Here is a 22865-nt window from a genome sequence, read left to right as displayed (position 1 = left end):
AACTGGAGATGTCGATGGCCGCCACGCCGGCCTACTGGTTCGTTGTCCTTCCCGACCGGGATCTGGCACCCGGTCTCCTCGGCCGTCTGCGGGACCTCGCCGGCCGGGCCGTGCTGCGCACCGTGCCGCACGCTTCCGGCCGTCCGTGGCTGGCCGGCTGCTGGCCGGACGAGGAGCTGGCTGCCTGCGCCGTCGGTGACGTGCGCCTGGCGGTCGCCGGGACCTGTTCCCTTCAGCCCGCCGAACTGGCCGCACGGGCCCGGCAGATCAGCCAGAGCGCGGACATCGAGCCGGTGCTGCGCGATGCCCACGGCTGCTTCCACCTCCTCGCATCCGTCGCGGGACACACGTACGTGCGGGGCAGCTTCTCCGGGCAGCGCAGGGTGTACCGGGCCGAGGCCGGCGGCGGCACGGTCTGCGCCAGCCACGCCCGCGTCCTCGCCCGGCTCACCGCGGCGGAACTGGACACCGCACAGTTGGCGCTGCGGCTCACCGGCGACACCATCGCGCACCCGCTCGGCTGGGACGCGCTGTGGCGCGGCGTGCACGCCGTACTGCCCGGCACAGCGATGGAACTGACGCCCGGCGGCGAGGTGCGCACCCGGCGCTGGTGGCAGCCGCCTGCGGCCGACCTCCCGCTGGACGAGGCCGCGGCCGGGCTGCGCGAGGCGCTGGAGCGGGCGGTCGCGTCGCGGGTGCGACCCGGCGAGGTGGTGGGCGCGGACCTGTCCGGCGGCATGGACTCGACCTCGCTGTGCTTCCTGGCCGCACAGGCAGGCGCCCGGCTGGTCGCCGTCACACTGGACGCGGGCGCACCCACCAACGAAGACCGCCTCTTCGCCACCCGGGCGGCCGGGCACCTTCCGGGTGTCGAGCATCTGGTGTTTGCTTCGGCTGATCTGCCCGCCCAGTTCAGCGGGCTGGACGAATGCGTGGATCCGGGCGACGAGCCGTCCGCGATCGTGCGTACACGGGTGGAGCAGCGATACCTGGCCGGGCAGATGCGGGCGCACGGGGCCGGGCTGCGGTTGTCCGGTTTCGGTGGGGACCAGGTCATCCAGTCGCCGCCTTCGTATGTGCACGGTCTGCTGCGGCGCTCACCCGTGGCCGGCCTGCGCCATGCGGCCGGGTGGCGAGCGCGGCACCGCCGGCCCCTCGGGGCCCTCACGAAGGCGCTGCTCGATAGGGGCTCGTACGCGGCATGGCTCACCGAGGCCGCCGGAATGCTGCGCACGCCGGTGTCCGGAGACGACCTGCGCTGGGGGCTGCGTCCCTCTCTTCCGTCCTGGGCGAGCGAGCGGGCCGTTCAGCTGTGCCGTGAGCGGCTGCTCGGCGCGGCCCGGGACGCCGCCGAGCCGCTGCATCCAGAACGCGGGCGCCATGCCTGGCTGGCCTCCGCGCAGCGTGGGGGCCGGCTCGCCGGCCCTCTGGCCCACCGCGGGCAGCTTGACAAGCTGCCCTATCACAGCCCGTTCTGCGACGACGCCGTCATCGCAGCCGCGCTCGCCGCCCGCCCGCACGAGGCCGCCGGCCCCTGGTCCTACAAGCCTCTCCTCGCCGCCGCCATGCACGGCCTGGTGCCCGAGGCCGTCCTGCGCCGCACCACCAAGGACCACTTCGGATACGAATGGCACAACGGCCTGCGCCACAACCGGCGCACGCTCGCAGCCTGGGCCGAGGACTCCCGCCTGGTGGCCGCCGGACTGGCCGACGAGGACGCCCTGCGCCGTGCCCTGCTCTCACCCCAGCTGCTGCTCGGCGGGACCGCGGAATTCGAAACCACCCTCGGAGTGGAGGCGTGGCTGCGCGGCCTGGAGCACCCGCACACCCCGGACGGTACGAGGGAGATGAACAGTGCACCGACTACGCGCTGATGTCACCGCCTGCGCCACAGGCGACAGCATGGTCCTGCTCGACGAACGCAGCGGACGCTACTGGCAGCTGAACGGCACCGGAGCCCTCGTGGTGAAGGTCCTGCTGGAGGGCGTCACGCCCGAGCAGGCCGCCGAACGGCTCGCCGCCACCCGCCCGGTCACCCCCGAGCGCGCCACCGCCGACGTGACGGCGCTGGTCGCGCACCTCGTAAAGGAGAAGCTGGTGACCGACTCGTGAGCCAGATCCTGGACACCGACGGCTCCCGCCCCGGCTTCGGCACCCGGCTCACCGCCCACACCGCCGTCACCGCCGCCCGGCTCCTCGCCCGCCTGCCACCACGCCGGCTCCGTACCGTACTGGGCCTGGCCCGGCGCGGAGCCAGGCCCGCCCGCTACGACGAGGCGCTGCGCGCCCGGCAGGACGTGACCGCGGTCAGCACCCTGTGCGCCGGCCGCTACTGCCTCCCACGCTCCCTGGCCACCGCCCTGCTGTGCCGGATGCGCGGCCACTGGCCCACCTGGTGCAGCGGAGTACGCACCACACCCTTCGGAGCCCACGCCTGGGTCGAAGCCGACGGCCGACCCGTCGGCGAACCATCCGATACCGCCACTTACCGGCCGATGATCACCGTGTCGGCGGCGGACCGCGACAGCACGGAGGGCTGATGCCGCCAGCAACACCGCCCCTGTCGGTGACCCAGCCGCATCGCTCGCCGCAGCTCCGCCCGACAAGCGCGGTGAGGAGCCCGTGCGTGACCGCCCCGCCAAGACGGGGCCGACGGATCGACAGACAAGGCCCGGGCCGAGCGCTGGGAGCAGACCGCATGAGCGCATCCGGCTTCGAGCCGCCTCACACCTCTCCGGAGGCTCGCGCGAGAATCACTTCCGCCCTGCTCGCGCACGGGTGGGAGCGCGGGGCGATCAAGGAGGTCTTCGACCTCTACGACAGCGAACTGGCACGGCAGATCCGCGAAGAGCGCAAGGCCGTGGAAGCCGAGAACGTCGCCTCGCACGCTTACCTCTTCGATGGCATGGACTACGCGGCCGACATCATCGACCCGCACTCGCCGAGCTGACGCACTGGGGACTGCGAACCACCGAGGCCGGGAAATGCCGGGAGCGGGCTGCACTGGACGCCGACCGCGTCGCGAAGCTGGGCATGGTCGGCTAGCACTTCGACGTCGACGGGGTGAAAGCGTGGCAGCCGCCGGTCCGGTCACGCAGGATCGCCACGTCGCCGAGCTCGGCTCGCAGCTCTTGCTCCTGGCGTTCGGCTTCCGCGTACCGCTCGGGGAAGACCTCCAGTACGCGGGCCCAGTGCCGGTGGCCGCCACGGACGCACAGCGAGCCGCAGTTGTTGTGCCCGAAGCCGAGCAGGGTGACGGCGGCGGTGGAAGGCACGAGAGGGTCATAGTCGGGTGGCTGTGCGGATCAGCCCGGCGAGGGCGAGGGAGCGGCTGTGCGCGGGCCAGGCGATGTGGGTGACGACGGGGGGTGCGTCGGCCAGGGGTACGGCGGTGTGCTCGGCCCACAGCCAGGCGCGAGCTGAGTCGGGGAAGACGGCCGCGGTGCGTCCGAGGGCGATCAGCTGGGCCAGCTGCGTCTGGTCGTGGATCTCGGGGCCCGGGCCGGGCGGGTACGTGCCGTCGTGGGCCCAGCGGGCGAGCGGCAGATCGGGGATGTCGCTGACGTCGGCCAGGGACAGGGACTTGTGCGCGGCGAGGGGGTGCCCGGTGGGCAGGATGGCGATCTGCCCCTCGGTCATCAGTTCCTCGCTGTCGAACCCGGCGAGGGAGTTGAACGGTTTGTGCATGAGCGCCACGTCGGCGCGGCCGTCGCGCAGCATCTCCCCCTGCTCACATGTGCCGCTCGGCAGCACCTCGATCTCGGCGGAGTCGGGCTCGGCCGCGTAGGCGTCGATGAGCTTGTGCAGCAGTTCGTGAGACGCGCCGGCCTTCACCGCAAGGACCAGGCGGTTGCGGGGGCCGCCCGGACTGTCGGCGCCACCGGCGCGACGGGTGCGGCGAGCGGCGGCGGTGGTCGCGTCGAGGGCTGCGCGGCCCTCGTGCAGCAGCATCTCTCCGGCGGCGGTGAGGGAGACTCCGCGACGGTTGCGTTCCAGCAGCAGGACGCCGAGGCGCCGCTCAAGCTGCTGGATGGCCCGGGAGAGCGGTGGCTGGGCCATGCCGAGGCGCTCGGCGGCGCGGCCGAAATGCAGTTCCTCCGCGACGGCCACGAAGTACCTCAGCTCGCGGGTCTCCAAGGTGTCCATGGGCCCCAGCCTAACTCCGTGATACTCGCCGGGTATGACAGGGCACCGTGTCGGTATTGGCTGCGCCGCTGGTCGGCGAGCGAACATCGACGCCATGGGGAGCCGCAGTCCGCTCCGGTAGCTGACGCGGACAAGGCGCCGTCGACGAGCGACGGGCCACGCGACCCACAGCCCTCCGAAGTATCCGGCTCAGCAGGAAAGACACAGCCATGAACACACCCCCCGCGTCACTGCCCGGCGACACCTGGACCCTGGGCGATCTGACCGTAACCCGCTTCGGCTACGGCGCCATGCAGCTCGCCGGCCCCGGCGTCATGGGCCCGCCCGCCGACCACGACGGCGCGCTCGCCGTCCTGCGCGAGGCCACCGATCTCGGGATCACCCACATCGACACCGCCGGCGCATACGGACCGCGTGTCACCAACCAGCTGATCCGTGAAGCACTGCACCCCTACCCCGCATCGCTGCACATCGTGACCAAGGTCGGCGCGGACCGCGATCAGCAGGGCGGCTGGCCCCCCGCCCGACAGCCCGAGGACCTGCGCCGCGCCGTCCACGAGAACCTTGCAGACCTCGGCCTCGATGCGCTCGACGTGGTCAATCTCCGGCTCGGCGACGCCCAGGGCCCCGTGCCCGGCTCGCTCGCCGAGCCCTTCGAGACCCTCGTCGAACTCCAGCGGCAGGGCCTCATCCGGCACCTCGGAGTGAGCAACGCGACGGCGGAACAGGTCACCGAGGCGCAGGCGATCGCACCGATCGTGTGCGTGCAGAACATGTACAACCTCGCCTACCGCCAGGACGACGAGCTGATCGACGAACTCGCCGACCAGGGCATCGCCTACGTGCCTTTCTTCCCGCTCGGCGGCTTCACCCCGCTCCAGTCCACGGCGCTGTCCGCCGTGGCCACCCGGCTGGACGCGACGCCGATGTCGGTCGCCCTGGCCTGGCTGCTGGGGCGGTCACCGAACATCCTGCTCATTCCCGGCACCTCCTCGGTGGCGCACCTGCGCGAGAACGTCGCCGGCGCGGGACTCCCGCTCTCCGACGAGGACCTCGCCGAGCTGGACAAGATCGGCCGTTAGGACCTGTTCCGGGTGGGATCACCCGGTGAGGCGGAGGCTGCGGATCAGGGAGCCGAGGACCTCAGCACCTTGAGACCGACCGGCAATTGGAGGGGGCGGCGTCGCGGGGTCTGGGCACGCACCCCCCAATTACGGTCGGTCCAAGTCGTGCCACTGCAAAACCCGGTGGTAGGCCGTCGTCCAGGCGTCGTGATCAGCAGGCATGTCCCGCCACGGACTGCCGGTGCGGAACCGCCACACCACCCCTTAGAACTGCTCCCGCAGCCGCTCCGAGGACGCGGCGTCCGCCGCATTGCTCGTCACGGCCGTAGCGGTCACGGCCGTATCCGTCACGGCCCAAGACGCGCCCGCCGCCCCCGGCCCCGGGCCGGGCTTCACCCTCCGCACGATCACCCAGAAGGTCTCGCTCACCGGCAGCGGACCGGCCGACCAGACGCTGAGCGCCGTGGAATACCAACCGGGACACGCCCGCGTGAAGGGCAATCAGGTGATGGTCCCGGGCGTCACCTACGACCACCGGTACTTCGATCTCAAGACGAACCGCGGCTGGATCTCGCAAGCACGCAAGGCGGCCGAGGACGGCTGGATCACCGTCGCCGTCGACCGCCTCGGAACCAGCGACTCCAGCAGCCCGGCCGCGCACCGGCTGAACGCCACGACTCACTCCGCCACCATCCACCAACTGATCACCAAGCTGAGGACCGACCACAAGGGGCTGCCGGTCGCACTGGTCGGCCACTCCATGGGAAGCGTGGTAGGACGCAACCCGGCTCCCCGCAAGCCCCGGGGCAGCAGGGGTTCGATCACACCCACTCCGCGAAGGTGGTGTCGAGCAGGCTCGCCCCCGCCTCGCCGAGGTGCGTGAGCCCGGAATGCCCGCCACTCGTGCAGACCCCAACCGGTGCCGCTTTTGTCGCCGAGGGCGGTGTGCTCGTCCAGCGGCACACGGGCCTGCCCGTACGACAGCCGGACCAGCCCGGTGTCCGGGCACACGTCGCGCGGCGCGAGGACCTTGCCCCGGCCCAGGACGAGCCGGCGGTGGGGCGGATGCCGAGCGCGCCGAACTCGTCGAACGCGAAGACGCGGTCCGGGAAGTGGTCCAGGACGTGGTCCAGGACGTGCTCGATGCGGTCGAGCTCGGCGTCGCGCTCGGGGTCCGGGGACTCCTTCCCGGTCCTGGTGCGCCGGACGGCGATGCCGCGGCGAGCGAGCAGGCACCGTAACGCCTCGCGGCCGCTCCGGATGACGCGGAACCAACGCACCAGCAGGCTGGTCACATGCGGCGGCCGGGGACGTACGAGAACTCCCGCAAGACGCTCGCTCAACAAAGAGAGACGTCGGAGCATTTCGCGTCTCACCGCTTCTTCCTACGGTGACGTGGTGAAGAAAATCGTTCTCGGTGATGTCGAGGTCTCGCGGGTGGTCGAATGGCAGGGTGCTTTCGCCACCACCGATGTCCTGTTCCCGTCCGTGCCCGGCGAACTGTGGCGCCGGCACGAATCCTGGCTGGCGCCCGACTTCCTGAACTCCAGGACGGGCGCGTGGCAGGCAAACGTGCAGACCTGGGTGCTGCGAAGCGCGGGCCGCACCATTCTGGTCGATACCGGTCTCGGCAACGACAAGCAACGCGAGGTCGAGGTGTTCAACAAGCGCGACGGCGATTTCCTCGACCGACTGGCGGCGGCCGGGGTGCGGCCGGAGGACGTGGATCTCGTCGTCAACACCCACCTGCACAACGACCACGTGGGGTGGAACACCCGGCTGGTCGACGGCGAGTGGGTGCCGACGTTCCCCAACGCGCGATATCTGATCAGCCGGGCCGACTTCGACTTCTGGAACCCCGCCAACGGCCACGTCCCGAAGTCTCCGTTCCAGTCCGCCTCGGACACCGGGGTCACGTTCGAAGACAGCGTCCTGCCCGTCCATCAGGCCGGTCAGGCGGTGCTGTGGGAGGGCGACAGTCACCGCATCGACGAGGACCTGGTCCTGGAACCGGCCCCCGGTCACACGCCCGGTTCGACGGTGCTGTGGCTGGAGTCCGGCATCGACCGAGCGGTATTCGTCGGCGACCTCGTCCACACCCCGCTGCAGATGATCGAACCCGATCACGACACCTGCCTGAGTGAAGACCGGACCGAGGCCACCCGGTCCCGGCGTCGCGTCCTGGAGCGGGCAGCCGCGACGAACAGCCTGGTCGTGCCGGCGCACCTGGGCGGAGCGGGTGCCGCCGAAGTCGTACGGTCGAACGGGGCCGTCTCGATCAAGCGATGGGCGCCGTTCTCGGACGCCTGACCCGGAAGGGAGGATGCGGCCATGGACGTGCTCAGCGACGCGATCGGCACCATGCGAGTGGGGCGCCCCTGGCTGTCGCTGGAGGCGGCGGACCCGTCGGAGGAGAGGGAGGTCCAGACCTTCGAGGGTGCCCGGTTCTACGTGGGCACCACGGGACGCATCCGGGTAACGGCACCGGACGAAGCGGTCATCACCTTGCTACCGGGCGACGCCGTACTGCTCCCGCACGGGACTGCGCACACGCTCGTGAGCGCCACCGACAGCGCTGCCCAGTTCTTGTCCGGTGCCTACCGGCTTGAGCGGGCCCGCCCGCACCCGCTGTTCCAGGACCTCGCCGATGTGGTGAGCCTTCCGGCGCGGCCGGATCGCTACCCGGGTCTCCAGGCGTCGATCGACCTGTTGCTCAGCGAACTGGGCGAACAGATGCACGGCAGGGACCTGGTGCTGCCGGCGCTGCTCGAAGTGCTCCTCGTGCACCTGATCCGGGCCTGCCTGATCGAACGTGCAGGGCTGCAGGCCACCGGCTGGTGCGTCGCCCTCGACGACGAGGTGATCGCACGATCACTCCGTGCCGTGCACGAACGCCCCGCCGATCCCTGGACCGTGGAGTCGCTGGGCGCGCACGCGGGCCTGTCCCGTGCCGCCTTCGCCCGTAGGTTCACCGCCCTGGTGGGGCAGCCACCGCTCACCTATCTGACGTGGTGGCGGCTCACCACGGCGGCACGCCTGCTCCAGACGACCGACGTCCCGCTGTTCACCGTGGCGCAGCGCAGCGGCTACGGCTCCGTCCATGCCTTCGCCAACGCTTTCAAACGCGAGTACGGGACCTCAGCCGGCCGTTACCGGCAGCAGCACCGCACCGACCACCACGCCGGTCTCGCGGAGGTGTGCGTCTCCTGGTGAGTGGCGTGGTCTGCCGGCCCGCGACGAGTAGGCTGATCGTTCGTTCGTCATCGGACCGGGGGAGGCCGGCGTGGACTATGGCGACAAGCTCTTCTGGCTCTCGGTCGTGATTCAACGCAAGTACGCGCAGATCTGCGCCGGGTTCGACCTGACCCCCTCGCAGGCCACGCTGATCTGCGCCGTCAGGAACGAGCCGCGGCAGATGGCTGACCTCGCCGCGTCGTTGGGTATGACCAAGAACGCATTGAGCCAGCTGGTCGATCGCACCGCACGGCGCGAGCTGGTCGGCCGGGCAAGCTCGGCGCAGGACCGGCGGGTCGTCATGCTCAGTGCGACGCCCACGGGGAAGGTGCTCGCCGAGGCCATCTACGCCGAGATCGCCAAGCGCCTGCCCGAGATCGCGCGGAACCTCGACGCCGACGACCAGCGCGACTTCGAGCGCGTGGCCACCGCCATCGTGGACACCTCGGACCTCTCCTCGCCCACCTCGGACCCACCCGTCACACCGTGAGGTCCCGCCGCACCCGCTGCACCCGCTGCACCCGCACCTTGACGTAGTTCATGGCGTGAACTAGTTTCGTTCACGCCATGAACTACTGAAGGGTGGCAGCGATGAGCACACAGACGACCGGCACGATCGCAGTCTTCGGCGCGACGGGGCAACAGGGCGGGGCGGTGGTCGACGCGCTGCTGGACCACAAGGCGCGGGTACGGGCCCTGGTCCGCGACCCGCAGTCCGACCGGGCTCAGGCGCTGGCCGCCCGCGGCGTCGAGCCGGCGGCCGTCCGGGCCGACGACCCGGCGTCGCTGGCCGCCGCGCTGGCTACGGTCGAGGCGTTCTACTTCATGACCCCGGAGGCGAACAGCCTCGAAGAGGTCGAGGCGGAGATCCGCATCGGTACCGCGCTCGTCGACGCGGCGGTCGAGGCGGGCGTCCCGCACGTCGTGTTCAACTCGGTCTTCGGAGCGGACCGGGAGTCGGGCGTGCCGCACCACGACTCGAAGCACTGGATCGAGGAGCACCTGAGGAAGTCCGGTCTGAGGGCCTCGATGGTTCGCGCGACCGCCTTCATGGAGAACTTCGCGAGCGTGATGGCACCGAGCCTGGAACATGGGGAGATCGTGCTGAGGCTGCCCCTGCCGGAGGACGTCCCCCTGAAGATGATCTCGGTCAGGGACATCGGCCGGGTCGCCGCCGCGCTCCTGCTCGGCACCGCGGAGGCGCCCGGCGGAGCCGTCGAGCTCGTCGGCGACGACCTGACGGGCCCCCAGATCGCCGCGGTGTTCGGCGCGCACGCCGGGCTCCCGGCACGGTACGAGGCCCTCCCGTTGAGCGTGCTTCCCACCGACCTCGACAGGGTGATGTTCCGCGAGTTCGCGCAGGCGGCGGAGTACCCTTCGGATCCCGCGGTGGTGCGCTCGATCGAGCCGGCCACCCTGAACCTGGCCGAGTGGATCCGAGCCACCGGCTGGACCGCACCCACCAACGTGACCGGTTCCTGAGCCTTCTGATGGATCTCCGCGGCCTGTTGAGCCTCGGCCGCAGACGTGAACACACCTGCCCGGGACAGCGGCGAGACCGTCCCGGGCAGGTGTGGGTACAGAAAGCTACGGGGTGGTCAGGTAGGCCCTTTCTATCGTCTGGGTGAGGGTGTTGCCCGCCCGGTCCGTCAGCTCCGCGCGCAGGGAGACGGAGCCTGCCGTCGCCGGGTGCTTCAGCGACAGGTGCGTACCGCCGAGGGACTTGGCGGACTGCCAGGTCTTCCCCTCGTCGTAGGACACCTGGAAGGCGAGCTTCGCCGGGCGCTGTCCCGCCGCCGCGCCCTCGACGGTGAAGGGCACCTCGAAGCGCTTGCCCGCCTTCGCCGTGCCGGCCAGGGTCACGTCGGGGCTGAAGCGGACCGTCGACACCGGCAGAGCGGTGAACTCGTCGTCCGGGGTCTTCGCCGAGCGGAAGGTCCACTCCGCGCGGACGCGGGTGCTGACCGGATACACGGCCGGGTCACGGGAGTTGTCCACGGTCAGCTTGTACGTGGTGTCGTCTGCCGGAACCGTGTACTCGGTGAGGCCGTCGGTCGGAGGGATGCCGTAGTCGTCGGCGATCTCCTTGCCGTCCGCCTCCAGTCTGGTCGTCACGGCGGTCGTGTCGCTGGTGCCCCAGTGTCCGCTGCCGTCACCGAACAGCGGGACATACGCCCTGACGGTGTTCCCCATGCGGGCGACACCGGGGAAGCCCGTGGCCGGTCCGAACTGTCCGGTGCCGGCCGGCGCCGGGCCGAAGACGGCGACGTTGAAGCGCTCCTGGTAGCTGTGACCGGCCTTCCAGGTCTGCGGCATCCGCATGAGGAAGTTCTCGAAGACCTTGTCCTGGTCCTCGCCCGAGACCTGCCAGGTGCGCATGGACCACTTCACACCGTTGTCGAGGATGTACTCGGTGCTCCGGAACGGCAGGTCACCCCCCATGCCGGTGAAGCCGTACACAAGTTCGCCGTCCGGCAGGTGCGGGCTCACCTCGGCCTGGACGCGTCGGCCGTCAACCGGCTCGCCCACCTGGAGGTCGACCTTCGCCAACTGCTTCCGCTCGACCTTGGCGGTGAAGCCGTCCAGACTGCCCTCCCGCAACCAGGCCGCGTGGTAGTTGACCCGCTCGCCGTCCGTGCCCCGGCCGCTCCAGCTGCCGGAGTACAGGGCGTTGAGACCGTCCACGGGCTCCCCGCCGCCGAGCCGCCCGAACCGCGAGCCCTGGAAGCCCGGCATCAGGTACTGGAATGAACCGTCACGCTTGCCCTCGCCGCGCCCGAAGCCGATCAGGACGCTGGCGTCGGTGTTCTCGGCCGTCGGGTCCGGCACGGTGATGTCCACCGGCTTCGCCTGCCGGGCGTCCACGGTGACGGTCTTGTCGCCGTCCAGCCGGAACCTCGGCTCCACCAGAATGCCGTGGACGGGCGACGAGGTCCCCGGGTGGACGACCCCGCTGAGGATGTAGTCGCCCTTGGGCAGCCGTACCGTCAGCTCGCCGTCCTGCTCGTCGGCGTACTCGCCGTAGAAGTCGCCGTCGAAATCGGCGACGGCGGTGGCGGCGTCCCCGGTCGGCCGGCCGTTCTCGTCGATGTGCTTGAGCGTCAGGCCGTACGACTCCACCTCGCGCGCCGCACCCATGGCGGACCGCACCTGGACCTTGCCGTCCGCCGACGTGGCCTGCACCGAACCGCCGAAGCTGCCGTCGGTGCTCCCCGCGCGGGTGTCCGCCGTGACCTCGGCGCTCGCGGTGCCGCCCGCCGGGACGGTGATCCGCTGCGGGGACACGCTGAACATGCCCTCGGCGGCGGGCTTCCCGTCCACCGCGAAGGCATCGACGGACAGGTCGAGGGTGACCGGCTCGGTGCCGAGGTTGCGGTAGGTGAGCTGCTTGGTGGACGGCTTGTCGTCGTCGTGCGGCCACTGCTGCTCGCCGAAGTCGAGCGGCCCCTGCTCCGTGACGACGTTCTGTCCCAGCGCCCGGACCAGATCGGTACGGCCGGTGCCCTGCTGGAAGGAGCTGTACGTCCCCGGCTTCGCGGAGCCGGTGAGGACCGCCTTGAGACGCTCGCCGCTCCAGTCGGGATGCTGCTGGGCGAGGAGGGCGGCGGCGCCCGCGACATGCGGGGTCGCCATGGACGTACCTTCGAGGGTGGCGTAGCCGGGGACGCCGGAGGGGAACTCCTCCTCGATGATGCTGCCGGCCGCCGCCGCTGCCGTGATCTCGACACCGGGCGCGGTCAGGTCCGGCTTGACGCCGCCGTCGCCGACCCGCGGGCCGCGACTGGAGAAGTCTGCGAGCGCGTCGGACTTGTCGACCGCGCCCACGGTGAGCGCGGCGTCCGCGCTGCCGGGCGAGCCGACCGTGCCCTCGCCGAACTCACCGTCGTTTCCCGCCGCCACGACGAAGAGCGTTTCGGATTCGGCGGAGAGCCGGTCCACGGCCTCCTCCATCGGGTCGGTGCCCGGCATGTCGGTGCCGCCCAGGCTGAGGTTGACGACGTCCGCCTGCTGGGCCACCGCCCACTCCATGCCGGCGATGATCCCGGAGTCCGAGCCGAAGCCGCTGTCGTCCAGGACCTTGCCGTTGAGGATCTTCGCGCCCGGCGCGACCCCCTTGTACTTGCCCTCGGACTTGGCGCCGGTCCCGGCCACGGTGGACGCCACGTGCGTACCGTGTCCGAACTTGTCGCCGGTACCGGCGGAGCCCGAGAAGTCCTTCTCCTCGACCACCTGGTCCGCCAGATCGGGGTGGGACGTGTCGACTCCGGTGTCCAGGACGGCGACCTTCACCCCGGTGCCGTCGTATCCGGCGGCCCACGCGGCAGGTGCGCCGATCTGCGGCACGCTCCTGTCGAGCGAGGCCTTGCGCCGGCCGTCCAGCCAGACCTTCTCGACAGCCCCGGACTCCTCAGTGGAGACGGTGTCCCAGAAGTCGGCCGTCCGCTTCTTCGCGGAACGCATCGACTTGCCGTTGACCACGGGCAGCGCACGGCCCATCCGGGCCCCGGCCTCGGTGAACGGGCTCATCGAGGGCGTCTTCCTGCCCTTGAACGTGACGATCAGCGGTACGTCGGACCGGCCCGCGTCGTCGTAGCCGTCCTTGAGCAGCTGGGTCACGTCGAACAGTCTCGCGTCCAACTTGCCCCGCGCCAGCAGCAGTTCGGCGTCGCCGGGAACGACCCTGGTGTGTCCGGCGACCTCCCGGATCGAGAACGGCACGTCCTTTCGGCCCGGTGCCCGCTCCACTCCGGAGACCTGACCCTCGTCGCCGACCAGGACCCGGTCGCCGGTGACCAGCGTGACCGTCCGTACCGCGGCGGCCGTACGACCGCCCCCGGTGTCGACGGCTCCCGCGCCGGCCGGGAGACCGGCCAGGACCAGCGTCACGGATGCCACTCCCGCGACCATGGCCGCACGTCTGTGGCGTACGCCTAAGTTCATCTGCACTCCTGACAGTTGGGGGATCAATGCGTCACGGGACGGAGGGGCCCGTGACGAGACGGCCGTCGTTGTCGTACGGCCAGACATTGGGGACGCAGCCGAGCAGGCCCTTGATCTGCTGCATCATCGCGGGGGCCGGCTGCCCCTCGCCGGGGCAGGTCACATGGCCGTGGCCGAGGAAGTGGCCCACCTCGTGGTTGATGATCAGCGAGCGGTACCCGATGACGTCCTTCGGGTAGAACTCGGTCGCCAGCACCCAGCGTCTGAGGTTCACCATCACGTCGTGGTTCACGCTGCAGTTGACCTGGCCGCCGGTGTCGAGACCGCCCTCGGCGCAGATTTTGTCGACGGTCGCCGGGGTGGCGAGGCGGACCTTGAAGTCGACGGGGCCACCGGACACCCGCTGGAACGCCGAGTGGCCGTCAGCCGTCCAGCCGCGCGGGTCGGCCAGGGTCCGCTCCACCTGCGCGGCGACGTCCTCGGGGGAGATCGTGATGCCTTTCTCCACGTCGACCCGGTAGCGCAGGGGCGTGCCCTTGCCGACCCGCCCGCTTCCGCCGGGCGCGGTGACGAAGATCCCCGGACCGCTCTGGGGGAGGGGAGTCGTGGAGGGGCCGGGAGACGCGCTGGACTCGTCCGACTCCGGTTCCGATTCCGGTTCCGATTCCGGTTCCGATTCCGATTCCGGTTCCGGGTCCGGTGACTTGGTGGTCCTTTGAGGTGCCGGACTCTCAACGGGTGCGCGAGCCGCTGACGTTCGTCCCGCGTCGGACGGCAGCCACGCCACCACCGCGGCACCGACGGCCGCGAAGACCGCCAACGTGGCCAGGCCGCCCATCAGCTGGCTCCTCGCACTCCGCTCGGAGCGCTTCCGGCGACGGCCGGCGGCGGGGTCTCGTCTGTGCGCTGTCACGGTGGTTCACGATGTGATCGCCATGTGATCGGACCTGGCCCGAAAGGTAACGAACTGATAACTCTCCTCGTGGTCATGGTCGTGTGGATACTGAGCGCATGTCACGTGTACTGCTGATCGAAGACGATCCCGCCGTGCGGGAGGGCGTGGCCCTGGCCCTGCGCCGCCAGAACCATGACGTCGACGCCACCGCGACCGGCGAGGAGGGGATGGACCGGCTGCGGGCCTTCCGGCCGGACATCGTCGTCCTCGATCTGATGCTGCCCGGCATGACCGGCCTGGACGTGTGCCGGGGTATACGGGCCGTCGACCAGACCCTGCCGATCATCATGGCGACCGCACGGGGAGACGAAGTGGACATCGTCGTCGGCCTGGAGGCGGGCGCCGACGACTACGTCGTCAAGCCCGTCCTCGCCCGTGTGCTCGACGCGCGCATACGCGCGGTCCTGCGCCGGGCGGCCGGCAGCACGCCCGGCGCCGAGGGCCTGCCGAAGATCGACACCTACGGCGACCTGACCGTCGACAGGTCCGGCCTGACCGTCGCGCTGAACGGCGAGCCGATCGCCCTCGCCCCCTCCGAGCTACGGCTCCTGCTCACCCTCTCCGCCTCGCCGGGTCAGGTGTTCAGCCGCCAGCAACTCCTCGAAGCCGTCTGGGAACACGACTACCACGGCGACGCCCGCCTGGTGGACGCCTGCGTCAAACGACTGCGCACCAAGATGTCCGAGCCGCCCCGCGCATCCCGCTTCATCCACACCGTGCGCGGTTTCGGCTACCGCTTCGCGGCGCAGTGAGGAAGCGCCGGCTGCTGGGCCTGCGTGCCCGTCTGGTGGTGGCCTTCGGGCTCGTCGCCGCCGTCGCGGCCATCTCGGCCGGGGCCCTGACCTTCCGTGAGGCGCGCACCGGCGTACTCCAGCAGAGTCAGGACGCCACCATCAGACAACTGCGGGCCCAGCTCAACCAGCGCGCCGGCGAACTCGCCCTGCCCCCCGACGAACCGATGTTGCGCAAGTTCGCACAGGGCATGGCGGCCAACGAGTCGCAGGGCAGTTGGCGGGTGCTGGTGACGTACGGGGACCTCAGCGGTTCCTCCGTCCGGGGCGACCCCTTCCCCGAGGTCACGCCCGCCGTGCGCGAGGCCGTCGGCGCCAGCAAGGCCACCGTCTTCCAACGGGTGCGCGACGACGGACGCACCTCGCTGGTCGTCGGCATGTCGATCCTCTTCGGCGCCCCGGACGGAGCCGCCACGGCCACCGGGGTCCGGGTGTTCCTCGTCGTGCCGCAGACCACGGAACAGGCGTACGTCGACGCCCTGGTCACCGCCGTCGAACGGGCCATGGTGGCGGCCCTCGCGCTCGCCGTCGTGCTCGCGCTCCTCGCCGCCCGCGGGGTGCTGGTGCCGGTGCGCAAGCTGCGGCTCGCCACCCGCAGGATCGCCGAAGGCCGCCTGGACACCCGGCTCGCGGTCAACGGCTCCGACGAACTCGCCGACCTGTCCCACACGTTCAACGAGACGGCCGCCGCACTGGAGACATCGGTGGCCGAACTGCGCGAGATGGAGGCGCGGGCCCGCCGCTTCGCGGCCGACGTCTCGCACGAACTGCGCACCCCGCTCGCCGCCATGTCCGCCGTCACCGACATCCTCGACGAGGACGCCGCCCGGCTGGACCCGGACACTGCCACCGCGGTCAGGCTCATCAGCGAGGAGACCGTCAAACTCGCCCGTCTCGTCGACGACTTGATGGAGATCTCCCGCTTCGACGCGGGCGCGGCGGTGTTGCACCTGGACGAGATCGACCTCGCCGAGTCGATCCGGCGCACCCTCGCCTCCCGCGGCTGGACGGACACGGTGGCAACCGATCTGCCGCCGCCGCACGCGGTGCGCGGACGGGTCGACCCGCGCCGCCTGGACGTGGTCGTCGCCAACCTGGTCGGCAACGCGCTCAAGCACGGCGCCCACCCGGTACAGGTGCGTCTGAGCGCCGGCGACGCGGGGGCCGTCATCGAGGTACGGGACAGTGGCCCCGGCATCCCCCACGACGTCCTGCCCCATGTCTTCGAGCGGTTCTACAAGTCGGACACCGCCCGGATCCGCTCCGAGGGCAGCGGCCTCGGTCTGTCCATCACCGCCGAGAACGTCCGCATCCACGGCGGCACCGTCCGCGCGGCCGACCACCCGGCGGGCGGCGCCGTCTTCACCGTAGAACTTCCGCTGTGGCGGGACGAGTCGCACGAGGAGAACCCGTCATGGAACCCGTCATGAAGGCCCTGCGCGGCGTCCCGCCGCTGATGCTCCTCGCGCTCACCTCCTGCGGGATCCCCGCGACCGGAGTGGTGGAGGCCGGCGGTCCCGCGAGCGGGGCTCTCCCGATGACGCGGGTCTACTTCGTCGAGAGCGGCGCACTCGTCGCGATGCCCCGCATGACCGCGCTGCCCGGTGACCCCGAGGCGGCGCTGCAGCTGCTGATGGCCGGTCCGCTGGCCGGGGAGGGAGACTCGGGGAGGCTCTCCACCGAGGTACCGGGCATGCCGACCGCCATGGCACCCCCGCCCGCCACCGACGGGCCGGGGCAACCCGCCTCGCCGGACACCTTTACGGTGACGGTGCAGAGGGACGCCATGACGATCCGACTTCCCCCGGGCATGGACAGGCTGAGCGGCACCGGGGTAGGGCAGATCGTCTGCACGGCCGCCGCCGCGTACCGCCTCACGCGTCCGTCCGACGCAACGGTCAGCGCGGAAGTGACCGACGGCGGCGGATGGCAGGTCACGGCGTCGGACGAGAGCTGCCCCGAACGGTGAGGAGACGGAAGCTCACCGGGGTCCGAACGGCTCCCACAGGGGCGCGCGCCCTCGCCCGACGCCGGATCCGCACGGCACCGTTGCGCATCCACACCCGCCCGGACCATCCGCTCGCCGACGGGCGTGAGGTCACCTGGGAAGAACTCGGCCGGTGGCCGATCATCACCATGCGATCAGGCACCGTGCTGCACCAGTGGCTACGCGACGCGCAGGGCGCCGGGGCCGGGCTTCTTGCCCGGTTCGACGCGCGGCAGTCCGTGACCGGCCCGGTCCGGGTACCACTGGCGGACGCCGATCCGGTCGAGGTCAGCCTGGTCCAGCACGCCGACAGCCAGCCGTCGCGCTCCTCCGTCGTGGTCCGCCGGCTGATCAGCGCACGTGCCGACGAGCCGGCGGCCGATCAGCGTACGTACGCCCGCACGCGATGGCCGCCAGAGGTGCGGCGTACGAGGGTGTGGCGTTCCGGGGTCCTGACAGGGCCCCCTGAGCCCACGGAGATCCGGCCTACCGTCGAGCCATGGACATCACCTCCCGCACCGTTTTCATCGCCGGTGCCACCTCGGGCATCGGCCTTGAGCTGGCCCGCCGGTTCCGCGCCGCCGGCAGTACCGTCGTCGTCGGCGGCCGTCGCACCGATACGTTCACGCGGCTCGCCGACGAGGGACTCGTCCCCGTCGAGATCGACGTCACCGACGCCGGCTCGGTGACCCGGGCGCGCGACGAGGTGCTGCGAACGCATCCCGGCCTCGACACCGTCATCACCATGGCGGGCACCGGCGTCCCCGAGGACCTCCGCGACCCGACCCACTTCGGTGCCGCCGAAACGACGGTCGCCGTGAACGTACTCGGCACCATCCGGGTCATCGACGCGTTCACCCCGCACCTCCTCGCTCGCGGCAACGGCGGCAACAGCAACAGCACGATCATCACTGTCAGCTCCGGGATCGGTTTTCTCCCCTTCCCGCTGATGCCCACCTACGGCGCCTCGAAGGCCGCCGTGCACGCCTACACGGAGGCGCTGCGAGCGCAGCTGGCCGGGACCGGTGTCGAGGTCGCCGAACTCGTCCCGCCGGCCGTCGCGACCCCGCTCGGGAGCGGCAACCCGCACGCTCTCGCCCTCGACGCCTACGGCGCGGAAGTGATGGACCTGCTCGCACAGGACCCGACACCGCCCGAGATCCTGGTACAGGGCGTGCTCATGCACCGTTGGGCAGAACGCGACGGTACCTACGCCGAACTCGTGGCCCAGCGCTCACAGGCACTCTCGATGCTTCCGGGCAGGTCCAAAAGCTCCGGCCGGTCCGGAAGCTAGCGTGTTCGCATGACAGCGGACCAGGACGCCAACCGGCTCGGCGCCTACCTGCGCGCCCGTCGCGGACTCGTCACGCCGGAGCAGGCCGGTATTCCGGCGGGCGGCATCCGTCGGGTGCCCGGCCTGCGTCGCGAGGAGCTCGCGATCCTCGCCGGCATCAGTGCCGACTACTACCTGCGTCTCGAACGCGGCCGCGACACCCACCCGTCGGCCCAGGTGCTCGACGCGCTCGCTCGCGTACTGCGGCTCGACGAGGTCGAGGCCGAGTACCTGCACAGCCTGGCCACTCCACGGCCACGACAGCGGGATCGGGATCGGCAGCGGAGTCGTCGACGCCGTGCGGCCGAGCACGTACCGGCCCGGCTGCACCAGTTGCTCGCGGCCGTGGGAGTGCCGGCGTTCGTCGAGGGGCGCGCCTTCGACGTCCTCGCGGCCAACGAGCTGGCGACGGCGTTCTCACCCCGCCTGCGGCCGGGCGAGAACCGCCTGCGCTCGCTGCTGCTCGACCCGGAGGAACAGTCGTTCCACGCGGACTGGACGGCGTCCTCGGAGTGGTTCATCGCCGCGTTGCGAGAGTCGATCGGCGACGATGTCGACAACCCGCGGTTCGTGGAACTCATCGGCGAGCTGTCCCTCACGAGCGGCCGGTTCCGCGAACTGTGGGCCCGGCACGACGTCCGGGCGCTTGAGGGCGGTACCACGACCGTGAACCATCCGGTCGTCGGCCGGTTGCATCTGCACCGCGACAAGCTGCCCGTGAACGGACTCCTCCTGGTGCTCTACTACGCCGACGCAGGCAGCGACAGTGCCGAGAAACTCTCGCTGCTGGCTTCCCTCGTCTGACGGGTCACCGACGGCGACGGTGCGGAACAGGTTCCTGCTCGCAGGAACCGAGCTCGGCGGCGTCAACGGCCACTCGGTCAAGTCGTGCGGCGAGCCCGCGCAGGGTCCGCGCGGACGGCGACCCGGGATCCGCCGTCATCAGGACGACTTCCTGGTCGTCCTCGGGGACGAGCAGTACGTCGCAGTTCAACCGCAGTCTGCCTGCCGTCGGGTGGTCGAGGACCTTGGTGCGGTGCCCGGGAGCGTGGACCGGGCGGGTTTCCCAGATCTGCCGGAACTCCTCGCTGCCGGAACGCAGTTCGCTCAGCAGACCGGCGAGCCGCGCGTCGTGCGGGTAGCGGTCCGCGGCCCGGCGCAGCCGCGCCACCACGATGTGCCCGAACCTCTCCGCGCTGGAGCTCTCGTAACTCCGCCCCTGGCCGAGGAAGCGGCGCCGGGCCAGGTTCGTCGTCCCGCGTCCCAGGTCATCGCCCAGCAGAGCCTGCGCGAGGGGGTTCCAGGCGACGACGCCATAGGCCGCGTCGGTGACGATCGCGCCGGTCTCCGGCAGTCGCCGCAGCATCCCGGCCACCTGCGGGCGCACCCGCTGCACGGCGTGGGTGCCGGGCGGCAGGGAGGAGCCGGCCAGGCGGAACAGGTGGCTGCGTTCCGCCGGAACGAGCCGCAGGGCCTGGGCCAGCGCGTCCAGGATCCGGGGCGACGGCCGGGGCCCGCGGGCCTGCTCCAGCCGTGTGTAGTAGTCGACCGACATGTGGGCCAGCTCCGCCACCTCCTCGCGTCGCAGACCCGGTGTACGGCGAGGAGTACTCGTCGGCAGACCGAGCTCGTGCGGACACAGCCCCTCACGACGGTCCCGCAGAAAACGGGCCAGTTCCTCCCGCGCCATCCTGTGCCTCCTCCCACCACCGCCTGGTACAGGTTGTCCCTGGCAGCACGGTCACAGCCGCAGAACCATGGGCGTCATGAACGATCGCACAGCACTGGTCACCGGTGCCAACAAAGGTATTGGCAAGCACATCGCCGCCCAACTCGCCGCGGAGGGCTTCACCGTGTACGTGGGTTCCCGCGACGTCGGACGCGGGCAGCGGGCCGCCGAGGAGATCGTCGGCGACGCCCGCCCGCTGGTCCTCGACGTGACGGACCCCCGGAGCGTCGCCGAGGCCGCGGCGCAGGTGGACCGCCTGGACGTCCTGGTCAACAACGCGGGCATCTCCGTGTCACTCACCCCGCCGACCGAGGCCGGCGTCGAGGAGTTCCGGCGTACGTACGAGACCAATGTGTTCGCGGTCGTCGAGGTCACCAACGCCTTCCTGCCCGCCCTGCGCCGCTCGCCCCGCCCCCGCATCGTCAACGTCTCAAGTGGCACCGGATCGCTGACCTGGAGCACGAACCCCAACCCGCAGTTCGCCCCCGGAAACGGTGCCGCCGCCGCCTATCGATCGTCGAAGACCGCCCTCAACGCCCTGACCGTCTTCTACGCCCAGACGCTGGCCGAGGAGGGCTTCAAGGTCAACGCGCTCGCCCCCGGCCTGCGGGCCACCGACCTCAACACCCGGGCGGCCGCCTCCGGCGGAGACCCGGCCGAGGCCGCCCAGGAAGCCGTCCGACTGGCCCTCCTGCCGGACGAGGGCCCCACCGGCGCGTTCTTCTCCTGGGACGGAACCTCCGTGCCCTGGTGAGCACGCGGACACTCGGGAGGCGCGGCCCTCACCCACAGTCGACCCGTTTGGGGCATTTTGCTGGATGTTGTCATGCTGGGTGCCGTTACCCGCTGTCAATCCTCGCGTTGAAGGGACAGTGCGGTCGCGTTCGTGCTGCCGTGCTCACCGAATTCGAAGGAGAAACGTGATGTCTCGCATCGCGAAGGCAGCCGGTGTCGCGCTCGGCACGGGCGCCGTTGTGCTCAGTGGTGCCTCTCTGGCCATGGCGGACGCGGACGCCGCGGGCAAGGCCGTCGGCTCGCCCGGCGTCGCGTCGGGCAACGTCATCCAGGTTCCGCTCCACATCCCGGTCAACCTCTGCGGCAACACCGTGGACATCATCGCCCTGCTGAACCCGACGTTCGGCAACGAGTGCGCGAACATCGACGACACCCCCCACGGCTACGGCCACTGAGCCACCCCACCGACGCGAAGCCCCCGACGGCACCGCCCGCCGGGGGCTTCCTTCTGCCTTGCGCAGTGTTCGCCGTACGCCGTGTTCCGCGTCGCCGCCTCGCACGTACCGGTAGTCACACATACCGGTAGATCCGGCTGTGGTCCTCCATCTCGTCCGGTGTCACGCCCCACGGCGGCATCGCCTCGTGCCGTGCCACGATCCGTCCGCGCTGCCGGTCCCCGAGCCCCGGCGGCGACTTGGGCAGATACCGCGCGCTCTGATGCCGCTTCTGCCAGCGCGTCCAGAGCAGGTCCACGAAGGAGTGGTGCAGCCAGAAGACGGGGTCGTTGACGGAGCCCCCGCCCAGCATGTGCCCGCCGACCCAGCGGTGGACGCGGTTGTGGTTGCGCCAGGCGTCGTTGCCCCGCCCGGTCCCCCACCCCTCAAGACCGTTCCGGAAGCCGCGGCCGGAGGTGGAGTCCCAGGGCTCCGTGTCGTACACGGGATCGGCGAGGGCCTTCGCGAGATCGTCCGCGGTGGGCAGGGCGAGCGGATCGCGGGGCCTGCCGAAATCGCGTGTGAGGTAGTCGCCGTCCGTCATCGACTCCTTGACGACCCACTTCTTGTGCCGGCGGGCGAACGGGCCGGTCGTCACCTGGTGGTCGGACCGGCGCCCGTTGCCTCCGAGGAGGTCCTCCCCCCACGGCGGGGCGGCGGGGGTGCGGTCCTTCGTCCAGTCCCAGTACGGCACGGACACCCCGGAGTCCACCCGGCGCAGCGCCCGCTCCAGGTCCAGCAGGAACTTCCGGTGCCAGGGCAGGAAGGACGGCGCCATATGGGCCGCGCGCAGTCCGCCCTCGCCGTCCGACACATAGTGGTCGATGTGCATACGGACGAACTCGTCGTACTCGCCGGTGCGTTTGATCTCCAGGAACGCGTCGACGAGCCTGCGCTTCTCCGTGCGTGTCAGCGCGCTCACGTTCTTACGCGGGTACGCCATCTCCGTATCCTCCGGGTCCTCCGTGTCCTTCGCCCTGTTCCGCCCCCGTGGTGGCCTCGCGCAGCCGCAGTGTGCCGCCGAGTTCGTCCACGGCCGCGCGGGCGGCGGCCAGCGGGGTCGGGTACGACTGGTAGTGGTCGAGCATCGTCAGATAGCCGCCGTCGGCCCGCCGCATGAGATGCAGTGGCCGGTCGTCCACCGTGACCCGCCACGGCCCGGCGGTGGCCGCACGCGCGACCCCGTCCGAGCACACCCCGCCCGCCGTGTCCTTGAACCCGCGGATCCGGGAGCCGCCGTACATCTCGTCGAACCCGGCGGCGAACCGCGCCTCGGACTCGGACTCGGACTCAGCCTCGGACTCCGCCTCGAACCCGGTCGGCGTGCCGGGGGTGTACGGCTCGGCGCGTGCTCGCCTCGATGCCGTGACCAGCGGAGTCAGCGCGACGGCCATGGCCGCGGCGAGCACCCCTCTCAGGACGTCCCGCCGCGTACCGTTCCCCGCTCCCACCCGCA

Annotated in this window: 26 protein-coding genes and 2 pseudogenes; 18 read left to right on the top strand and 10 right to left on the bottom strand. The window is 71.0% G+C overall.

Features of this window, described 5'->3' with window-relative positions; genetic code table 11:
* The first annotated feature begins 14 nt into the window (after nt 1-14).
* From AOK01_RS19470 to AOK01_RS19455, 4 genes are all read left to right on the top strand, one after another.
* On the top strand, nt 15-1874 hold the full coding sequence (locus tag AOK01_RS19470) for an asparagine synthase-related protein (RefSeq protein ID WP_055513385.1): 1860 nt from the start codon (nt 15-17) through the stop codon (nt 1872-1874).
* Nucleotides 1855-2112 (top strand): lasso peptide biosynthesis PqqD family chaperone, encoded by a 258-nt coding sequence (locus AOK01_RS19465; protein WP_342671048.1) that lies wholly within the window; start codon nt 1855-1857, stop codon nt 2110-2112. The genes AOK01_RS19470 and AOK01_RS19465 overlap by 20 nt, the downstream gene beginning before the upstream one ends.
* A complete protein-coding gene (locus tag AOK01_RS19460; protein ID WP_079103564.1) occupies nt 2109-2540 on the top strand; it encodes a lasso peptide biosynthesis B2 protein in 432 nt (143 codons plus the stop codon). Before AOK01_RS19465 ends, AOK01_RS19460 begins: the two co-directional genes overlap by 4 nt.
* A gap of 158 nt (nt 2541-2698) precedes the next feature.
* Complete coding sequence (locus tag AOK01_RS19455; protein WP_055513381.1) at nt 2699-2950, top strand: hypothetical protein; 252 nt, start codon at nt 2699-2701, stop codon at nt 2948-2950.
* Between the two features lie 91 nt (nt 2951-3041).
* Here the strand turns inward: AOK01_RS19455 and AOK01_RS19450 are convergent, their stop codons facing one another.
* Nucleotides 3042-3275, bottom strand: a complete 234-nt coding sequence (locus AOK01_RS19450) for a hypothetical protein (RefSeq protein WP_055513379.1) — start codon at nt 3273-3275, stop codon at nt 3042-3044.
* 7 nt (nt 3276-3282) lie between these two features.
* Complete coding sequence (locus AOK01_RS19445; protein ID WP_055513377.1) at nt 3283-4146, bottom strand: LysR family transcriptional regulator; 864 nt, start codon at nt 4144-4146, stop codon at nt 3283-3285.
* Between the two features lie 209 nt (nt 4147-4355).
* Between AOK01_RS19445 and AOK01_RS19440 the strand changes: the two genes are divergently transcribed.
* Entirely contained in the window at nt 4356-5228 is an 873-nt protein-coding gene (locus tag AOK01_RS19440) for an aldo/keto reductase family oxidoreductase (RefSeq protein ID WP_055513375.1), read from the top strand.
* Between the two features lie 129 nt (nt 5229-5357).
* Here AOK01_RS19440 and AOK01_RS46585 read toward each other — a convergent pair whose 3' ends face one another.
* On the bottom strand, nt 5358-5468 hold the full coding sequence (locus AOK01_RS46585) for a transposase (RefSeq protein WP_157871369.1): 111 nt from the start codon (nt 5466-5468) through the stop codon (nt 5358-5360).
* 52 nt (nt 5469-5520) lie between these two features.
* On the opposite strand from AOK01_RS46585, the gene AOK01_RS19435 reads away from it, so the two are divergent.
* The gene (locus AOK01_RS19435) at nt 5521-6093 is read left to right on the top strand and encodes an alpha/beta hydrolase (RefSeq protein WP_055513373.1); all 573 of its coding nucleotides are present in this window, start codon (nt 5521-5523) and stop codon (nt 6091-6093) included.
* Between the two features lie 97 nt (nt 6094-6190).
* Here AOK01_RS19435 and AOK01_RS41335 read toward each other — a convergent pair.
* Nucleotides 6191-6478, bottom strand: a pseudogene (locus tag AOK01_RS41335) (IS630 family transposase); the annotation flags it as partial.
* A gap of 130 nt (nt 6479-6608) precedes the next feature.
* Here AOK01_RS41335 and AOK01_RS19430 point away from each other — a divergent pair.
* From AOK01_RS19430 to AOK01_RS19415, 4 genes are all read left to right on the top strand, one after another.
* A complete protein-coding gene (locus AOK01_RS19430) occupies nt 6609-7520 on the top strand; it encodes an MBL fold metallo-hydrolase (RefSeq protein WP_055513418.1) in 912 nt (303 codons plus the stop codon).
* Nucleotides 7521-7541: 21 nt separating this feature from the next.
* Complete coding sequence (locus AOK01_RS19425; protein WP_055513371.1) at nt 7542-8423, top strand: AraC family transcriptional regulator; 882 nt, start codon at nt 7542-7544, stop codon at nt 8421-8423.
* A 70-nt stretch (nt 8424-8493) separates the two neighbouring features.
* Nucleotides 8494-8934, top strand: a complete 441-nt coding sequence (locus AOK01_RS19420) for a MarR family winged helix-turn-helix transcriptional regulator (protein WP_055513369.1) — start codon at nt 8494-8496, stop codon at nt 8932-8934.
* Nucleotides 8935-9035: 101 nt separating this feature from the next.
* Entirely contained in the window at nt 9036-9926 is an 891-nt protein-coding gene (locus AOK01_RS19415; protein ID WP_055513367.1) for an NmrA/HSCARG family protein, read from the top strand.
* A 105-nt stretch (nt 9927-10031) separates the two neighbouring features.
* Here AOK01_RS19415 and AOK01_RS19410 read toward each other — a convergent pair whose 3' ends face one another.
* Together AOK01_RS19410 and AOK01_RS19405 are read right to left on the bottom strand one after the other, a co-directional pair.
* Nucleotides 10032-13352 (bottom strand): S8 family serine peptidase, encoded by a 3321-nt coding sequence (locus AOK01_RS19410; RefSeq protein WP_055513365.1) that lies wholly within the window; start codon nt 13350-13352, stop codon nt 10032-10034.
* Between the two features lie 64 nt (nt 13353-13416).
* The gene (locus AOK01_RS19405) at nt 13417-14223 is read right to left on the bottom strand and encodes a DUF3152 domain-containing protein (protein ID WP_055513363.1); all 807 of its coding nucleotides are present in this window, start codon (nt 14221-14223) and stop codon (nt 13417-13419) included.
* Between the two features lie 173 nt (nt 14224-14396).
* On the opposite strand from AOK01_RS19405, the gene AOK01_RS19400 reads away from it, so the two are divergent.
* From AOK01_RS19400 to AOK01_RS46580, 4 genes and pseudogenes are all read left to right on the top strand, one after another.
* Nucleotides 14397-15092, top strand: coding sequence for a response regulator transcription factor (locus AOK01_RS19400; protein WP_055513361.1), 696 nt, complete (start codon nt 14397-14399; stop codon nt 15090-15092).
* Entirely contained in the window at nt 15089-16561 is a 1473-nt protein-coding gene (locus AOK01_RS19395; protein ID WP_245702315.1) for a sensor histidine kinase, read from the top strand. The genes AOK01_RS19400 and AOK01_RS19395 overlap by 4 nt, the downstream gene beginning before the upstream one ends.
* Nucleotides 16546-17100 (top strand): hypothetical protein, encoded by a 555-nt coding sequence (locus tag AOK01_RS19390; protein ID WP_245702314.1) that lies wholly within the window; start codon nt 16546-16548, stop codon nt 17098-17100. Before AOK01_RS19395 ends, AOK01_RS19390 begins: the two co-directional genes overlap by 16 nt.
* Nucleotides 17058-17249 (top strand): annotated as a pseudogene (locus tag AOK01_RS46580) (hypothetical protein); the annotation flags it as partial. The gene AOK01_RS19390 and the pseudogene AOK01_RS46580, both read left to right, overlap by 43 nt.
* A gap of 48 nt (nt 17250-17297) precedes the next feature.
* On the opposite strand, the gene AOK01_RS46165 reads toward AOK01_RS46580, so the two are convergent.
* Nucleotides 17298-17423 (bottom strand): hypothetical protein, encoded by a 126-nt coding sequence (locus AOK01_RS46165; RefSeq protein ID WP_281181387.1) that lies wholly within the window; start codon nt 17421-17423, stop codon nt 17298-17300.
* Nucleotides 17424-17617: 194 nt separating this feature from the next.
* On the opposite strand from AOK01_RS46165, the gene AOK01_RS19385 reads away from it, so the two are divergent.
* Nucleotides 17618-18412: an SDR family oxidoreductase gene (locus AOK01_RS19385; RefSeq protein ID WP_055513357.1), complete on the top strand. Its 795-nt coding sequence runs from the start codon at nt 17618-17620 to the stop codon at nt 18410-18412.
* 9 nt (nt 18413-18421) lie between these two features.
* A complete protein-coding gene (locus tag AOK01_RS19380; protein WP_055513355.1) occupies nt 18422-19255 on the top strand; it encodes a helix-turn-helix transcriptional regulator in 834 nt (277 codons plus the stop codon).
* Between the two features lie 4 nt (nt 19256-19259).
* On the opposite strand, the gene AOK01_RS19375 is transcribed toward AOK01_RS19380, so the two are convergent.
* Nucleotides 19260-20141 carry a helix-turn-helix transcriptional regulator gene (locus tag AOK01_RS19375; RefSeq protein WP_079103560.1) on the bottom strand — a complete coding sequence of 294 codons (882 nt, stop codon included), beginning with the start codon at nt 20139-20141 and terminating at the stop codon, nt 19260-19262.
* Between the two features lie 76 nt (nt 20142-20217).
* Here AOK01_RS19375 and AOK01_RS19370 point away from each other — a divergent pair, with 76 nt between their 5' ends.
* Both AOK01_RS19370 and AOK01_RS19365 read left to right on the top strand, forming a co-directional pair.
* Nucleotides 20218-20934 (top strand): SDR family oxidoreductase, encoded by a 717-nt coding sequence (locus AOK01_RS19370; protein WP_055513414.1) that lies wholly within the window; start codon nt 20218-20220, stop codon nt 20932-20934.
* A gap of 169 nt (nt 20935-21103) precedes the next feature.
* Nucleotides 21104-21370, top strand: coding sequence for a chaplin (locus AOK01_RS19365; RefSeq protein ID WP_055513353.1), 267 nt, complete (start codon nt 21104-21106; stop codon nt 21368-21370).
* Nucleotides 21371-21485: 115 nt separating this feature from the next.
* Here AOK01_RS19365 and AOK01_RS19360 read toward each other — a convergent pair whose 3' ends face one another.
* Both AOK01_RS19360 and AOK01_RS19355 read right to left on the bottom strand, forming a co-directional pair.
* Nucleotides 21486-22352: a tyrosinase family protein gene (locus tag AOK01_RS19360; RefSeq protein ID WP_055513352.1), complete on the bottom strand. Its 867-nt coding sequence runs from the start codon at nt 22350-22352 to the stop codon at nt 21486-21488.
* Nucleotides 22336-22860, bottom strand: a complete 525-nt coding sequence (locus AOK01_RS19355) for a tyrosinase cofactor (RefSeq protein WP_245702313.1) — start codon at nt 22858-22860, stop codon at nt 22336-22338. The genes AOK01_RS19360 and AOK01_RS19355 overlap by 17 nt, the downstream gene beginning before the upstream one ends.
* Nucleotides 22861-22865: the final 5 nt, after the last annotated feature.

The organism is Streptomyces aurantiacus, from assembly GCF_001418335.1.
In the GTDB taxonomy this organism is placed as follows: Bacteria; Actinomycetota; Actinomycetes; order Streptomycetales; family Streptomycetaceae; genus Streptomyces; species Streptomyces aurantiacus.
This window is presented reverse-complemented; position numbering and strand designations above follow the sequence as displayed.

Bases quoted from the DNA above. Each gene is read 5' to 3' on its own strand.
- AOK01_RS19470 (WP_055513385.1), top strand. From the start codon at position 15: ATGGCCGCCACGCCGGCCTACTGGTTCGTTGTCCTTCCCGACCGGGAT.
- AOK01_RS19455 (WP_055513381.1), top strand. From the start codon at position 2,699: ATGAGCGCATCCGGCTTCGAGCCGCCTCACACCTCTCCGGAGGCTCGC.
- AOK01_RS19445 (WP_055513377.1), bottom strand. From the start codon at position 4,146: ATGGACACCTTGGAGACCCGCGAGCTGAGGTACTTCGTGGCCGTCGCG.
- AOK01_RS19440 (WP_055513375.1), top strand. From the start codon at position 4,356: ATGAACACACCCCCCGCGTCACTGCCCGGCGACACCTGGACCCTGGGC.
- AOK01_RS19425 (WP_055513371.1), top strand. From the start codon at position 7,542: ATGGACGTGCTCAGCGACGCGATCGGCACCATGCGAGTGGGGCGCCCC.
- AOK01_RS19415 (WP_055513367.1), top strand. From the start codon at position 9,036: ATGAGCACACAGACGACCGGCACGATCGCAGTCTTCGGCGCGACGGGG.
- AOK01_RS19410 (WP_055513365.1), bottom strand. From the start codon at position 13,352: ATGGTCGCGGGAGTGGCATCCGTGACGCTGGTCCTGGCCGGTCTCCCG.
- AOK01_RS19405 (WP_055513363.1), bottom strand. From the start codon at position 14,223: ATGGGCGGCCTGGCCACGTTGGCGGTCTTCGCGGCCGTCGGTGCCGCG.
- AOK01_RS19400 (WP_055513361.1), top strand. From the start codon at position 14,397: ATGTCACGTGTACTGCTGATCGAAGACGATCCCGCCGTGCGGGAGGGC.
- AOK01_RS19390 (WP_245702314.1), top strand. From the start codon at position 16,546: ATGGAACCCGTCATGAAGGCCCTGCGCGGCGTCCCGCCGCTGATGCTC.
- AOK01_RS19385 (WP_055513357.1), top strand. From the start codon at position 17,618: ATGGACATCACCTCCCGCACCGTTTTCATCGCCGGTGCCACCTCGGGC.
- AOK01_RS19380 (WP_055513355.1), top strand. From the start codon at position 18,422: ATGACAGCGGACCAGGACGCCAACCGGCTCGGCGCCTACCTGCGCGCC.
- AOK01_RS19375 (WP_079103560.1), bottom strand. From the start codon at position 20,141: ATGGCGCGGGAGGAACTGGCCCGTTTTCTGCGGGACCGTCGTGAGGGG.
- AOK01_RS19370 (WP_055513414.1), top strand. From the start codon at position 20,218: ATGAACGATCGCACAGCACTGGTCACCGGTGCCAACAAAGGTATTGGC.
- AOK01_RS19365 (WP_055513353.1), top strand. From the start codon at position 21,104: ATGTCTCGCATCGCGAAGGCAGCCGGTGTCGCGCTCGGCACGGGCGCC.
- AOK01_RS19360 (WP_055513352.1), bottom strand. From the start codon at position 22,352: ATGGCGTACCCGCGTAAGAACGTGAGCGCGCTGACACGCACGGAGAAG.